The organism is Bacillus sp. M13(2017) (assembly GCF_002218325.1).
GTDB lineage: Bacteria > Bacillota > Bacilli > Bacillales > Bacillaceae_G > Bacillus_A > Bacillus_A thuringiensis_K.
On sequence record NZ_KZ268523.1, the window covers coordinates 33,425 to 48,405 of the forward strand.

The following is a 14,981-nucleotide window of genomic DNA, read 5'->3' on the forward strand; positions in this document are numbered from 1 at the left end:
GCTGTTCTTGTTTAATGAAAGGTGATTGCGAAGTTGAAAGATACATTTGTTGAAAAAGTAGATGACTTTGTAAAGCAGCATGATGTATTAAAGAATGATTCAACAATTGTTGTGGGAGTTTCTGGTGGTCCTGACTCGTTAGCGCTTTTATATTATTTATTAGAAAAAAGAGCGGAAAAACAGTTGAAAATTGTAGTTGCTCATGTGGATCATATGTTTAGAGGTGATGAATCTTATGAGGATTTACAATTTGTGCAGGGCCTTTGTGAAGAACTGGGAATTATTTGTGAAACGATAAGGATTAATGTATCACAATATCAACAGCAATACGGAATGAATGCACAGGTTGCTGCTAGAGAATGCAGATATGCATTTTTGGAAAGAATAATGAAGAAATATGATGCAAGATATGTTGCTCTTGGACATCATGGAGATGATCAAGTCGAGACAATTTTAATGCGTCTCGTAAGAGGGAGTACTCCGAAAGGATATGCAGGAATTGCAGTGAAGCGTCCTTTTCATAATGGATATTTAATTAGGCCGTTACTTGGCGTAACAAAGGAAGAAATTGTTGATTACTGTAATAAGCTAAATTTAATGCCACGTATAGATCCGAGTAATAAAAAGGAAGTATATACAAGGAATCGATTACGTAAATATGTCCTTCCTCATTTGAAAGAAGAAAATCCGCAAGTGCATGAGAAATTCCAAAAATTTAGCGTGCAGATGCAAGAGGATGAGGCTTATTTGCAGGAATTAGCTTTTGAGAAAATGAATAAAGTAATTACAAAAAAAAGTGATAAACAAATTAGCTTATCAATTCCTGCCTTTGAATCCATGTCTATGCCTTTACAAAGAAGAGGGATTCAACTAATATTAAACTATCTTTATGAATATAAGATTCCATCTTCTCTTTCTTCCATACATATTGACAAGGTGATTGAGTTTTTTAAGCGGACACAACCTTCAGGTTCACTTGATTTTCCGGGTGATTTGAAAATTGTTCGTACATACGAGGAGTGTAGCTTTAGATTTAAACAAGAAATTGTTTCTCCTTTTTTACAAGATTTATCAGTACCCGGGACCATTACGCTATTGAACGGGGATGAATTTGTAACAGAGGTGAGCGAAGATATACCAAGTAACATGAATGAAACAGTATTTGTTGCTAAGTATAATGATATATCATATCCACTTCGTATTCGTTCTAGGGAAAATGGAGATCGCATGTCAATACAAGGTATGAATGGCACGAAAAAGATAAAAGCTATTTTTATCGAAGCAAAAGTACCGAAAGAAAAAAGAGAAGAATGGCCGGTCGTTTGTGATGCAAGTGGGACCATTATTTGGGTACCCTTGTTGAAGCGATCTGCATTTGCAATTTCGAAAGAGATGGCAAAGAAGGATAAATATATGATTATTCACTACAAAAGCAAGGAGTCTTCCGGGAGGATAATGAAATGATGAATCAAGATATCGAAAAAGTATTAATTTCTGAAGAGCAAATACAAGAAAAGGTGCGCGAACTAGGTGCAATTGTTGCAGAGGATTATAAAAACACAGTACCTCTTGCAATTGGTGTATTAAAAGGCGCAATGCCATTCATGGCAGATTTATTAAAGAGAACAGATACATATCTTGAAATGGATTTTATGGCTGTATCTAGTTACGGTCACTCTACAGTTTCAACAGGCGAAGTGAAAATTTTAAAAGATCTTGACACTTCTGTAGAAGGTCGCGATATTTTAATCGTCGAAGATATTATTGATAGTGGTCTTACACTAAGCTACTTAGTAGACTTATTCAAATATCGTAAAGCGAAGTCTGTAAAAATTGTTACATTATTAGATAAGCCAACAGGCCGTAAGGTTGATCTGAAAGCGGATTATGTTGGATTTACTGTTCCACATGAATTTGTAGTAGGATATGGATTAGATTATAAAGAGCAGTACCGTAATCTTCCTTATGTAGGCGTATTAAAACCAAGCGTTTACTCAAATTAATTAAATATAGGCTTCACAATTGTATAGGAAAGTTTTTCTATGTTACGATTTACTATAGTGTTTATGCCGTGAGAGGAGGTTAGGAATGAATCGTATCTTCCGTAATACCATCTTTTATTTACTGATATTCTTAGTAGTAATTGGAATCGTGAGCTATTTTAATGGTTCGACACAAAAAACGACATCAGTTAGCTACGACAAATTCATTACTAAACTAGAAAGCGGTGAAGTGCGTAATGTGCAACTTCAACCGAAAAATGGTGTATTTGAGGTAAAAGGACAATTTAATAACTCTAGCCAAGGAGAACAATTTGTTACTTATGCACCAAATACTGAGGAATTACAAAAGAAAATTAATGATAAAGCGAAAGGTGCCGAAGTTAAGTATCAACCAGCAGAAGAAACAAGTGCTTGGGTAACATTCTTTACTTCAATCATTCCATTTGTCATCATCTTCATTTTATTCTTCTTCTTATTAAACCAAGCTCAAGGCGGCGGTAGCCGTGTTATGAACTTCGGGAAAAGTAAGGCGAAGTTATATAATGATGAAAAGAAAAAAGTTCGTTTCAGAGATGTTGCTGGAGCGGATGAAGAGAAACAAGAACTTGTTGAGGTAGTTGAATTCTTGAAAGACCCTCGTAAGTTCTCTGAAGTTGGTGCTCGTATTCCAAAGGGTGTCCTATTAGTTGGACCTCCAGGTACAGGTAAAACTTTATTAGCGCGTGCTGTTGCAGGTGAGGCTGGCGTTCCATTCTTCTCTATCAGTGGTTCTGACTTCGTAGAGATGTTTGTCGGTGTCGGTGCATCACGTGTACGTGATTTATTTGAAAATGCAAAGAAAAATGCTCCTTGTATCATTTTCATTGATGAAATTGATGCAGTAGGTCGTCAACGTGGCGCAGGTCTTGGTGGTGGTCATGATGAGCGTGAGCAAACATTGAACCAATTACTTGTTGAAATGGATGGATTCGGTGCAAACGAAGGTATTATTATCGTTGCTGCGACAAACCGTCCAGACATTCTTGACCCAGCGTTATTACGTCCAGGTCGTTTTGACCGTCAAATTACAGTAGATCGTCCAGATGTAAATGGCCGTGAAGCTGTATTGAAAGTACATGCGCGTAATAAACCACTTGATGAGCATATTAATTTAAGAGCGATTGCGACTCGTACACCAGGATTCTCTGGTGCGGATCTTGAAAACTTATTAAACGAAGCTGCTTTAGTAGCTGCACGTCAAGATAAGAAGAAAATTGATATGAGTGATATCGATGAAGCGACGGATCGTGTTATTGCAGGTCCAGCTAAGAAAAGTCGTGTTATCTCTGAAAAAGAACGTAATATCGTTGCTTTCCATGAAGCAGGTCATACTGTAATTGGTGTTGTTCTCGATGAAGCTGATGTCGTTCATAAAGTAACAATTGTCCCTCGTGGTCAGGCTGGTGGATATGCGGTAATGCTTCCGAAAGAAGATCGTTACTTCATGACAAAGCCAGAGTTACTTGATAAAATCACTGGTTTACTTGGTGGCCGAGTAGCTGAGGAGATTGTATTTGGTGAAGTGAGTACAGGTGCTCATAATGACTTCCAACGTGCGACTGGTATTGCAAGACGCATGGTTACGGAATTTGGTATGAGTGACAAACTTGGACCGATGCAATTTGGTAGCTCGCAAGGTGGTCAAGTGTTCTTAGGAAGAGACTTCCACTCAGAACAAAACTATAGTGATGCGATTGCACATGAAATCGATATGGAAATGCAATCAATTATGAAAGAATGTTATGCTCGTGCAAAACAAATTCTTACTGAAAACCGTGATAAACTAGATATTATCGCGCAAACGTTACTTGAAGTAGAAACGTTAGATGCAGAGCAAATCAATCATTTATGTGATTACGGCAGATTGCCAGAACGTCCAACATCTTCAGATGATGTGAAAGTAAACATCAACATGAAGAAAGACGATGAAGATAAAGAAGATAAGTAAGAAAAGAAGGAGTGACTATCGTCACTCCTTTTTTGTTTGTTAAAACCTTTGTTAATTACTATTGAGAACTTAGTGGATAAAGTAATTTAAGTAAAACTAGTATTAAAAATTGAAATAGAGAGCAATCTTTTTGTAAAATGATGAGGATAGGAAAGCTGATTATATAAGTATGTGTGATATGATGTTTTTATAAGTTTTATACATACTGCACAAATATAGATTAAATAAGATAAGTGGTGAGAATATGATTTTTGTATTGGATGTAGGGAACACAAATGCTGTACTAGGTGTGTTTGAAGAGGGGGAACTTCGTCAGCATTGGCGCATGGAAACAGATCGTCATAAGACAGAAGATGAATATGGAATGCTTGTAAAGCAATTGCTTGAGCATGAGGGTCTTTCGTTTGAAGATGTGAAAGGTATTATTGTGTCTTCAGTTGTACCACCAATTATGTTTGCTTTAGAGCGCATGTGTGAAAAATATTTTAAAATTAAACCGCTTGTAGTAGGGCCTGGGATAAAAACAGGACTAAATATTAAATATGAAAATCCGCGTGAAGTAGGCGCAGACCGAATTGTAAATGCAGTAGCAGGAATCCACTTATATGGAAGTCCGCTTATTATCGTTGATTTTGGTACGGCTACTACATATTGTTATATTAACGAAGAAAAGCATTATATGGGTGGAGTTATTACACCAGGAATTATGATTTCAGCAGAGGCTTTATATAGCAGAGCGGCAAAACTTCCTCGTATCGAAATTACAAAACCAAGCAGTGTTGTTGGGAAAAATACAGTAAGTGCGATGCAATCTGGTATTCTTTATGGTTATGTTGGACAAGTGGAAGGTATTGTTAAGCGTATGAAAGAAGAAGCTAGACAAGAACCTAAAGTTATTGCAACAGGTGGATTGGCAAAATTAATTTCCGAAGAATCGAATGTAATTGATATTGTAGATCCGTTTTTAACGTTAAAAGGTTTGTATATGTTATATGAACGTAATGCAAATTTACAGCATGAGAAAGGTGAATAAATACGTATGAAAGATTATTTAGTAAAAGCGTTAGCGTTTGATGGAGAAGTGCGTGCGTATAGTGTGCGTACAACAAATACAGTAAGTGAGGCGCAAAGACGTCATGATACATGGAGAACAGCTTCAGCGGCACTAGGGCGTTCTTTAACTGCGGGTACAATGATGGGTGCAATGTTAAAAGGTGAGCAAAAGTTAACAATTAAGGTAGAAGGTAACGGTCCAATTGGCCCTATCTTAGTAGATGCTCATGCAAATGGAGATGTACGTGGTTATGTAACGAATCCGCATGTTGATTTTGAAGGAACAGAACAAGGGAAGTTACGTGTATATCAAGCGGTAGGTACAGAGGGGTTTGTAACTGTAATTAAAGATATTGGAATGCGTGAGCCGTTTATTGGTCAATCTCCAATCGTTTCAGGAGAATTAGGAGAAGACTTTACGTATTATTTTGCAGTTTCTGAACAAACGCCTTCTTCTGTAGGTGTTGGTGTTCTTGTAAATGGAGATGATAGCATATTAGCGGCAGGTGGATTTATCCTTCAAATTATGCCGGGTGCGCAAGATGAAACGATTTCATTTATTGAAGACCGTTTACAAAAGATTCCGCCTGTATCAACGTTGATTGAACAAGGCCTTTCTCCGGAAGAGCTACTATATGCAGTTCTTGGAGAAGATAAAGTAAAAGTATTAGAAACAATGGATGTTCAATTTAATTGCACATGCTCACGCGAGCGTATTGAGAGTGTATTAATTAGTTTAGGTAAAACAGAGTTAGAGCAAGTTCGTGAAGAAGAGGAAGAGACGGAAGTTCACTGTCATTTCTGTAATGAACGATACAAGTTCTCTAAAGAAGATATTACAAATTTAATCGAGAATTTGTAATAAGGGAATTAAGAGGAGCAATCCTCCAAATGAATTGACAAACAGGGAATTTTCTGACAAAATCTAAATATAAATAAAACCAATAAAAATACTCGGTGTTAGGAGTGACAGGAATGCGAGTGGCACAATCAGTTTCAGAATTAATCGGGAAAACGCCGATCGTTAAGTTGAACCGCATCGTAGAATCAGACAGCGCAGATATATACTTAAAATTAGAATTTATGAATCCGGGGAGTAGCGTTAAAGATCGTATTGCATTAGCTATGATTGAAGATGCTGAAAAAAAGGGATTATTAAAAGAAGGCGATACAATCATTGAGCCGACAAGTGGTAACACAGGAATTGGTTTAGCGATGGTAGCGGCTGCTAAAGGATATAATGCAATCTTAGTAATGCCAGAAACAATGAGTATTGAGCGTCGTAATTTATTACGTGCTTACGGTGCGGAATTAGTATTGACTCCAGGGCCTGAAGGAATGGGTGGAGCAATTCGTAAAGCGACTGAATTAGCAAAAGAGCATGGCTACTTTATACCACAACAGTTCAAAAACCAATCGAATCCAGAAATTCACCGTTTAACAACGGGTCCAGAAATTATTGAACAAATGGGCGACCAATTAGATGCATTTATTGCAGGTATTGGTACAGGTGGAACGATCACTGGTGCTGGTGAAGTACTGAAGGAAGCGTATAAGGATATTAAAATTTATGCGGTAGAACCTGCAGATTCACCAGTATTATCTGGTGGGAAACCAGGTCCACATAAAATCCAAGGAATTGGGGCGGGATTTGTTCCGGAGACGTTGGATGTAGAAGTATATGATGAAATTATTCAAGTGAAAACAGAGCAAGCATTTGAATATGCGAGAAGAGTGGCTAAAGAGGAAGGTATTTTAGTTGGTATCTCTTCAGGCGCGGTTATTTATGCAGCAACAGAAGTTGCGAAAAAGTTAGGTAAAGGGAAAAAGGTACTTGTTATTATCCCGAGTAATGGTGAACGTTATTTAAGTACACCACTTTATCAATTTGAATCATAATTAAATGCGATTGAAAAAGCATCCTTGAAAAAGGGTGCTTTTTCTTTTGGGATTGGAAATAGGAAAAGAGTGAATGACTAGAAAACTTCATGTAAAATAAGAGGTAGTATAATTAAATTATTTTCACTAGCCTTCGAGTATAATCAATCTCTATATAAATAACTTATGTAGTTTGAGCTGGTTTATCTAAGAGGGTGGGATAAAAGAAGACGGGGTGTTGATATGCAACGAAGAAAATCTTTAGCGCTTTCTATTCCATATCAGTTAGATTTCTTTAAGCAATATAAATTTCTTTCTCAGGGTAAATCGCAACATATTTTGTTAGAAAGTGGCCGTGGCGGTCGTTATAACATTGTAGGGCTGAACCCAGTAGCGGTAATCCAAGGGAAGGATGAAACGTTACATATAAGTGAAAGTGGTAAGGAAACAATAAAACGAGGGAATCCGTTAGATTTAATGCAAGAATATATGGAACAATGGAAGACGGACTATAACCCAGAGTATCCGCCTTTTCAAGGTGGTGCAATTGGCTATTTCAGTTATGACTGTATCCGTTATATTGAAAAGCTGCCTTCTCTTGCGGAAGATGATATTAATATACCTGACATCTTCTTTTTATTATTTGATGACGTATTTGTCTATGATCAAAAAGAACAAGTGTTATGGATTATTACGCATTATGTAGATAAATATGAAGAGGCAAAAGAACGGCTAAATGAGTGGAAGGGTCTTTGGATGACGGAAGCGCCTGAAGTGACAGTGCCCTTTGAAAGTCCTGAAAAGAAAAGTGAAGCGGTTGCTTTTACTGAAGCCAGCTTTATGAAGGCAGTTGAATGTATTCAAGAATATATTGGGGCGGGTGATGTGTTCCAAGTAAACTTGTCGACGAGACAAGAAAGAACGTTACAGACACACCCACTAGAAATTTATACAAGTCTTCGTGAAATTAATCCATCTCCATATATGGGTTACCTGGAGCTTGGGGATTTTCAAATTGTTAGTGGATCGCCAGAGTTGTTAATTAAGAAACAAGGAACTGAAGTAAGTACAAGACCAATTGCTGGAACGAGATCTAGAGGCGCGGATGAGCAAGAGGATGAAGAATTAGCAAGAGAATTAATTGAGAACGAAAAAGAAAGAGCAGAGCATGTAATGCTTGTGGATTTAGAAAGAAATGATTTAGGACGTGTTTGTAAATATGGCACTGTAGAAGTAGATGAATTTATGGTAATTGAGAAATACTCACATGTTATGCATATTGTTTCTAATGTGCGTGGTGAGGTGGAAGAAGATAAAGATGCTTTTGATTTAGTGAAGGCTGTATTCCCTGGGGGAACAATTACTGGTGCCCCGAAAATACGTACGATGGAAATTATTGAGGAATTAGAACCTGTTCGAAGAGGGATTTATACAGGTTCAATCGGTTGGATTGGTTATTCTGGAGATACAGAATTGAATATTGTAATTAGAACACTTCTTGCTAAAGATGGAAAAGCTCATGTACAAGCAGGGGCGGGAATTGTAATTGATTCAAATCCAGAAAATGAATATAAAGAGTCGTTAAAAAAGGCGATTGCTTTATGGCGTGCAAAAGAACGTAGCGAAGAAACGGTTAGGTGAGAGAAATGATATTAATGATTGATAATTATGATTCTTTTACATTTAATTTAGTGCAGTTTCTTGGAGAACTTGGACAAGAGCTCGTTGTTAAACGTAACGATGAAGTGACCATTTCAGATATTGAGAATATGAAACCAGATTTTCTAATGATTTCTCCAGGTCCATGTAGTCCTAATGAAGCGGGGATTAGTATGGAAGTTATTAAATACTTTGCTGGAAAGATTCCGATTTTTGGAGTTTGTCTTGGGCATCAATCCATTGCACAAGTGTTTGGTGGAGAGGTTGTCCGTGCAGAACGATTAATGCATGGGAAAACGTCGCTTATGCATCATGATGGAAAGACGATTTTTTCGGATATTCCTAATCCGTTTACTGCGACGCGCTATCATTCCCTTATTGTTAAGAAAGAAACGTTACCCGATTGCTTAGAGATAACATCTTGGACAGAGGAAGGAGAAATTATGGCACTTCGTCATAAGACATTGCCGATAGAGGGTGTGCAATTCCATCCGGAATCTATTATGACTTCTCATGGGAAAGAGTTGTTACAGAATTTCATTTGTAAATACAGGCCAAGTGCAACATTATGTTAATTTACGTAAATGGTCAGTATGTAGAAGCAAGTGAAGCGAAAATTTCTCCTTATGATCATGGTTATTTATATGGTCTTGGAGTTTTTGAAACGTTTCGTATTTATAATGGTCATCCTTTCTTATTGGATGATCATTATGATCGTTTAATAGAAGCGCTGGATACATTGCAAATTAAATGGACAATGACAAAAAATGATGTGATGCTTATTTTAAAAAATTTACTCGCTAAGAATGAATTGGAGCATGCATATGTACGTTTTAATGTATCAGCGGGTATAGATGAAATAGGATTACAAACGGAAATGTATGAAGAGCCTTCGGTTATTGTTTTTATAAAACCTTTAACAGCGCCGGGGGATGTAGCGGAAAAAGAAGGTGTTATTCTAAAACAAGTGCGAAATACACCGGAAGGAACATTTCGCCTGAAGTCTCATCACTATTTAAATAATATTTTAGGGAAGCGTGAAATTGGAAATGTTGTGAGTAAGGAAGGTATTTTCCTTACTGAAGCAGGTTATGTTGCAGAGGGTATTGTTTCGAATCTATTTTTTGTGAAAGGTGATGTTTTATATACGCCTTCGTTAGAGACAGGGATTTTAAATGGTATCACTCGTGCGTTTATTATAAAGAGTGCTGAACAATTAAATATAGAAGTAAAGGAAGGTTTCTTTACAAAAGATGAGCTACTTTCAGCGGATGAAGTCTTCGTAACAAACTCCATTCAAGAAATTGTTCCGCTTTATCGTATAGAAGCGCAGGATTTCCCGGGTAAAGTAGGAGTGGTTACAAAAAGTTTAATGTACCTTTATGGAATGCAAAGAGAGAAATTATGGAGCAGAAATGAATTACGAAGAGGAGATGCGTAGTTTGAAGTGGGATTATGATTTACGCTGCGGCGAATATACATTGAATTTAAATGAAAAAACATTAATCATGGGAATTTTAAATGTAACACCAGATTCGTTTTCTGATGGTGGGAGTTACAACGAGGTAGATGCTGCGGTACGTCACGCAAAAGAAATGCAAGGTGAAGGTGCTCATATTATTGATATTGGTGGCGAATCTACTCGCCCAGGTTTTGCTAAAGTATCAGTAGAAGAAGAAATAAAGCGAGTTGTCCCGATGATTCAAGCAGTTTCAAAAGAAGTAAAATTGCCTATATCTATCGATACATATAAAGCTGAAGTTGCAAAGCAAGCAATTGAGGCTGGTGCTCATATTATTAATGATATTTGGGGAGCGAAGGCGGAGCCAAAAATTGCTGAAGTCGCAGCTCATTATGATGTACCCATCATTTTAATGCATAACCGCGATAATATGAATTATCGTAATTTAATGGCGGATATGATTGCTGATTTGTATGACAGTATTAAAATTGTTAAAAATGCTGGTGTGCGAGATGAGAATATTATTTTAGATCCAGGTATCGGTTTTGCTAAAACACCTGAGCAGAACTTAGAGGCGATGCGTAATTTAGAACAGTTAAATGTGCTAGGTTATCCGGTTCTCTTAGGTACTTCGAGAAAGTCCTTTATTGGGCACGTATTAGATTTGCCAGTAGAGGAACGCCTTGAGGGAACGGGAGCTACTGTTTGTCTTGGTATTGAAAAGGGCTGTGAGTTTGTTCGTGTCCATGATGTGAAAGAAATGGCGCGTATGGCTAAAATGATGGATGCGATGATTGGTAAGGGGGTAAGGTAATTGGATAAAATTTATATCCATGATATGGAGTTTTATGGTTATCATGGTGTGTTCCCAGAGGAGAATAAATTAGGTCAGAGATTTAAAGTTGACTTAACGGTGGAGTTGGATTTAAAGTGTGCAGGGGAAAATGATGACTTAGAGCATTCGGTCAATTATGGAGAGCTTTTCGAATTATGTAGAAAAGTTGTTGAGGATAGAAAGTATAAGCTTGTGGAGAGTATCGCTGAAAATATTGCTGCAGATATATTAAAACAATATGAAAGTATTTCGCGCTGTACAATTAAGGTAATTAAGCCGGATCCACCGATACCGGGTCATTATCGTGCTGTAGCAGTAGAAATTACGAGAGGACGTCCATGAACAATATAGCTTACATTGCATTAGGGTCAAATATTGGAGAGCGTTATACGTATCTAACTGAAGCGATTCAGTTTTTAAATAAAAATCCTTATATTCAGGTTGATGATATTTCATCTGTATATGAAACTGAGCCAGTTGGCTATACTGACCAAAGTTGCTTTTTAAATTTAGTTATAAAAATTTCTACCAATTTATCACCACAAGAATTATTGAAAGTAACACAAAAAGTAGAAAATGACCTAGGAAGAAAAAGGGAAATTAGGTGGGGGCCGAGGACTATCGACCTTGACATTTTACTTTATAATCAAGAGAATATTGAAGCAGAGAATCTTATTGTTCCGCATCCGCGGATGTTTGAAAGAGCTTTTGTTATCGTTCCGTTGTTAGAGATTAATCAAGACATAAAACAAAACATTTCACGTTCACAAGTAGAAGAAATGAAAAGGCGAGAGGGAGTAACGGTATGGAAGCAGAAAAATGGGGAAGACGCATTCGTGCTTTTCGAAAGCTAAAAGGCTATACACAAGAAGGTTTTGCTAAAGAACTAGGGGTATCTGTATCTGTTTTAGGTGAGGTTGAGAGAGGGAATAGATCGCCTTCTCAAGATTTTGTAGTAGAAGTTGCCAAGGCATTAAATGTTTCAATAGAGGAATTAATGCCAAAGTGATTGTACAGGAAGGAGTAGATTGATTGTTAAAGATTGCAAATATCGAGATGAAAAATCCGGTTGTACTAGCACCGATGGCGGGAGTGTGTAACTCTGCATTCCGTTTAACAGTAAAAGAATTTGGTGCCGGCTTAGTTTGTGCTGAAATGGTAAGTGATAAGGCAATATTGCTTAATAATAAAAGAACATTAGATATGTTATATATCGACGAGAGAGAAAAGCCATTAAGTTTACAAATTTTTGGTGGAGAGAAAGAAACTCTTGTAGATGCTGCGAAATATGTAGATAAATATACGACAGCAGACATAATTGATATTAATATGGGTTGTCCAGTGCCGAAAATCGTTAAATGTGATGCGGGGGCAAGGTGGCTTTTAGACCCGAATAAAATATATGAAATGGTAGCAGCGGTTGTAGATGCTGTTGAAAAGCCGGTTACAGTTAAAATGCGTATCGGTTGGGATGAAGAACATATTTTCGCAATAGAAAATGCTAGGGCTGTTGAGCGTGCTGGTGGCCAAGCTGTGGCGGTTCACGGACGTACACGAGTGCAAATGTATGAAGGAAAAGCGGATTGGGATATTATTAAACAAGTAAAACAATCTGTAAATATCCCGGTTATCGGAAATGGTGATGTCGCAACGCCGCAAGATGCAAAGCGTATGCTTGATGAAATTGGTGTAGATGGTGTTATGATTGGTCGTGCTGCTCTTGGAGATCCGTGGATGATTTATCGTACGGTAAAGTATTTGGAGACGGGTGAATTAATGCCGGAACCAACAGTGCGCGAGAAAATTGATGTATGTATGTTGCATCTAGATCGTCTTATCGACTTAAAGAATGAAAGTGTCGCTGTAAGAGAGATGAGAAAACATGCAGCTTGGTATTTAAAAGGTGTTCGTGGTAATGCGAGTGTACGTAATGGTATTAATGCTTGTAACACACGGGAAGACCTTGCGAATGTGTTAGGTACATTTGTAGAAGAAGTGGAAGCGAAACAACAAACAATTTACGTTGGTTAATAATGGACATAGGAGATTGACATTCTTCTATACACTTCCTATAATTACGTGAAAGAAAGAAGAGCTGCCAGTTAGTTGCTGGCAGTTTTTCTAGTTGAGTAGAAAATGCTATACTGTATATATTGTAAAATTAAATAGAGCTGGAGTGATATCAATATCATGGATAACATGAACCACGAAGAATTAAACGACCAATTGATTGTTCGTCGTGAAAAGCTACATAATTTACGTGAACAAGGAATTGACCCGTTCGGTAAAAGATTTGAACGCACAAATTCAACAACTGACTTAGTGAGTCTATATGGAGAGTTCTCTAAGGAAGAATTAGAGGAGAAGGAAATCGCTGTTTCTATCGCTGGTCGTATTATGACAAAACGCGGAAAAGGGAAAGCTGGATTTGCACACGTTCAAGATTTACATGGACAAGTTCAAATTTATGTTCGTAAAGATGCTGTTGGAGATGACGAGTACGAATTATTTAAAACAGCAGATTTAGGTGATTTAGTAGGTATTGAAGGTAAAGTGTTCAAAACAAACGTTGGAGAACTTTCAGTAAAAGCAACAGGCTTTACGCTATTAACGAAATCTCTTCGTCCATTACCAGATAAATACCATGGATTAAAAGATGTTGAACAACGCTACCGTCAACGTTACTTAGACTTGATTACAAGTATGGAAAGTCGTGAAACGTTCGTTACTCGTAGTAAAATCATTCGTGAGATGAGAAGATACCTAGATGACAACGGTTATCTTGAAGTGGAAACACCTATGATGCATGCAATTGCAGGTGGAGCTTCTGCGCGTCCTTTCACTACACACCATAATGCGTTAGATATGGAATTATATATGCGTATCGCAATTGAGCTACATTTAAAGCGTCTTATTGTGGGTGGTTTAGAAAAAGTATATGAGATCGGCCGTGTATTCCGTAATGAGGGTGTATCAACTCGTCATAACCCTGAGTTTACGATGATTGAATTATATGAAGCATACGCTGATTATAAAGATATTATGAAGTTAACAGAAGATATGGTTGCTCATATCGCGAAAAAGGTACTGGGTACAACAACAATCCAGTATGGTGATTATGAAATTAATCTAGAACCAGAATGGACACGTCTTCATATGGTAGATGCGATTAAGCAATACTCTGGAGCTGATTTCTGGAATCCGATGAGTGTAGAAGAAGCGCGTGAACTTGCAAAAGAACATAATGTAGAAATTAAAGATACAATGGAAGTTGGTCATATTATAAATGAATTCTTCGAACAAAAAGTAGAAGATAAATTAATCCAACCAACATTTATTTACGGTCATCCGGTAGAAATCTCGCCGCTTGCGAAAAAGAATGATGAAGATCCACGATTCACAGATCGTTTCGAATTATTTATCGTTGCACGTGAACATGCAAATGCATTCACTGAATTAAATGATCCAATCGATCAAAAAGAACGTTTTGAAGCGCAATTAAAAGAGCGCGAACAAGGTAATGACGAAGCTCATATGATGGATGATGATTATATTGAAGCTCTTGAGTACGGTATGCCTCCTACGGGTGGATTAGGAATTGGTATTGATCGTCTAGTTATGTTATTAACAAATGCACCATCTATTCGTGATGTATTATTATTCCCTGCTATGCGCCATAAACAAGACTAAGCTTTGGAGATTTCTCCAAAGCTTTTTTTATTTGAGCATGAGTTGCGTGGGTATAGTAAATCTTGATAGTGCGAGAAATTATATTTATATAGAAGAAATGTGCTGTTTTTATACTTTTTTACTAAGTTAAAAATTTTATTAGAAAAACTATTGCATTTTAATAATCAAACTGGTATATTTATATTCGTTGCCACGAAAGGTAACAAACAAAACAAACGAAAAACAACTTATTGAAAAAAGTTGTTGACGAAAATATAACGAAATGTTATATTGATAAAGTCGCTTCCGAGCGACGAAGTAGTTCTTTGAAAACTGAACGAAACAAACAACGTGAAACGTCAATTTTTATTTTAGATGCTAGACAAACTAACTTTATTGGAGAGTTTGATCCTGGCTCAGGATGAACGCTGGCGG

The 14,981-nt window shown here is 37.2% G+C and carries 15 protein-coding genes; all 15 read left to right on the forward strand.

Going from position 1 to position 14,981, the window contains the following annotated elements:
• Positions 1-33: 33 nt before the first annotated feature.
• The 15 genes from tilS (at position 34) to lysS (ending at position 14,567) form a co-directional block, all read left to right on the forward strand.
• Positions 34-1,464 (forward strand): tRNA lysidine(34) synthetase TilS, encoded by a 1,431-nt coding sequence (gene tilS / locus CGQ22_RS29530; RefSeq protein WP_000655468.1) that lies wholly within the window; start codon positions 34-36, stop codon positions 1,462-1,464.
• Positions 1,461-2,003 carry a hypoxanthine phosphoribosyltransferase gene (gene hpt / locus CGQ22_RS29535; RefSeq protein WP_000981844.1) on the forward strand — a complete coding sequence of 181 codons (543 nt, stop codon included), beginning with the start codon at positions 1,461-1,463 and terminating at the stop codon, positions 2,001-2,003. The genes tilS and hpt overlap by 4 nt, the downstream gene beginning before the upstream one ends.
• Positions 2,004-2,088: 85 nt before the next feature.
• Positions 2,089-3,990 carry an ATP-dependent zinc metalloprotease FtsH gene (ftsH, locus tag CGQ22_RS29540; protein WP_001079674.1) on the forward strand — a complete coding sequence of 634 codons (1,902 nt, stop codon included), beginning with the start codon at positions 2,089-2,091 and terminating at the stop codon, positions 3,988-3,990.
• Positions 3,991-4,234: 244 nt separating this feature from the next.
• Complete coding sequence (locus tag CGQ22_RS29545; protein ID WP_000578368.1) at positions 4,235-5,023, forward strand: type III pantothenate kinase; 789 nt, start codon at positions 4,235-4,237, stop codon at positions 5,021-5,023.
• A gap of 6 nt (positions 5,024-5,029) precedes the next feature.
• Positions 5,030-5,905, forward strand: a complete 876-nt coding sequence (hslO, locus tag CGQ22_RS29550; protein ID WP_000656372.1) for a redox-regulated molecular chaperone HslO — start codon at positions 5,030-5,032, stop codon at positions 5,903-5,905.
• A 113-nt stretch (positions 5,906-6,018) separates the two neighbouring features.
• Positions 6,019-6,942, forward strand: a complete 924-nt coding sequence (cysK, locus tag CGQ22_RS29555; protein ID WP_001261712.1) for a cysteine synthase A — start codon at positions 6,019-6,021, stop codon at positions 6,940-6,942.
• A 222-nt stretch (positions 6,943-7,164) separates the two neighbouring features.
• Positions 7,165-8,562: an aminodeoxychorismate synthase component I gene (gene pabB / locus CGQ22_RS29560; RefSeq protein WP_001189714.1), complete on the forward strand. Its 1,398-nt coding sequence runs from the start codon at positions 7,165-7,167 to the stop codon at positions 8,560-8,562.
• Between the two features lie 5 nt (positions 8,563-8,567).
• Complete coding sequence (gene pabA / locus CGQ22_RS29565; RefSeq protein WP_000602295.1) at positions 8,568-9,155, forward strand: aminodeoxychorismate/anthranilate synthase component II; 588 nt, start codon at positions 8,568-8,570, stop codon at positions 9,153-9,155.
• A complete protein-coding gene (gene pabC, locus CGQ22_RS29570; protein WP_000909875.1) occupies positions 9,149-10,021 on the forward strand; it encodes an aminodeoxychorismate lyase in 873 nt (290 codons plus the stop codon). The genes pabA and pabC overlap by 7 nt, the downstream gene beginning before the upstream one ends.
• Complete coding sequence (folP, locus tag CGQ22_RS29575; RefSeq protein ID WP_002164271.1) at positions 9,996-10,856, forward strand: dihydropteroate synthase; 861 nt, start codon at positions 9,996-9,998, stop codon at positions 10,854-10,856. The genes pabC and folP overlap by 26 nt, the downstream gene beginning before the upstream one ends.
• Positions 10,857-11,219, forward strand: a complete 363-nt coding sequence (folB, locus tag CGQ22_RS29580) for a dihydroneopterin aldolase (protein ID WP_089149712.1) — start codon at positions 10,857-10,859, stop codon at positions 11,217-11,219.
• Complete coding sequence (gene folK / locus CGQ22_RS29585; RefSeq protein WP_001059450.1) at positions 11,216-11,731, forward strand: 2-amino-4-hydroxy-6-hydroxymethyldihydropteridine diphosphokinase; 516 nt, start codon at positions 11,216-11,218, stop codon at positions 11,729-11,731. Before folB ends, folK begins: the two co-directional genes overlap by 4 nt.
• Positions 11,683-11,886 carry a helix-turn-helix domain-containing protein gene (locus CGQ22_RS29590; protein WP_000387031.1) on the forward strand — a complete coding sequence of 68 codons (204 nt, stop codon included), beginning with the start codon at positions 11,683-11,685 and terminating at the stop codon, positions 11,884-11,886. The genes folK and CGQ22_RS29590 overlap by 49 nt, the downstream gene beginning before the upstream one ends.
• A 23-nt stretch (positions 11,887-11,909) precedes the next feature.
• Positions 11,910-12,908: a tRNA dihydrouridine synthase DusB gene (gene dusB, locus CGQ22_RS29595; protein WP_000912251.1), complete on the forward strand. Its 999-nt coding sequence runs from the start codon at positions 11,910-11,912 to the stop codon at positions 12,906-12,908.
• Between the two features lie 159 nt (positions 12,909-13,067).
• Complete coding sequence (gene lysS, locus CGQ22_RS29600; RefSeq protein ID WP_000369668.1) at positions 13,068-14,567, forward strand: lysine--tRNA ligase; 1,500 nt, start codon at positions 13,068-13,070, stop codon at positions 14,565-14,567.
• The last annotated feature ends 414 nt before the right edge of the window (positions 14,568-14,981 follow it).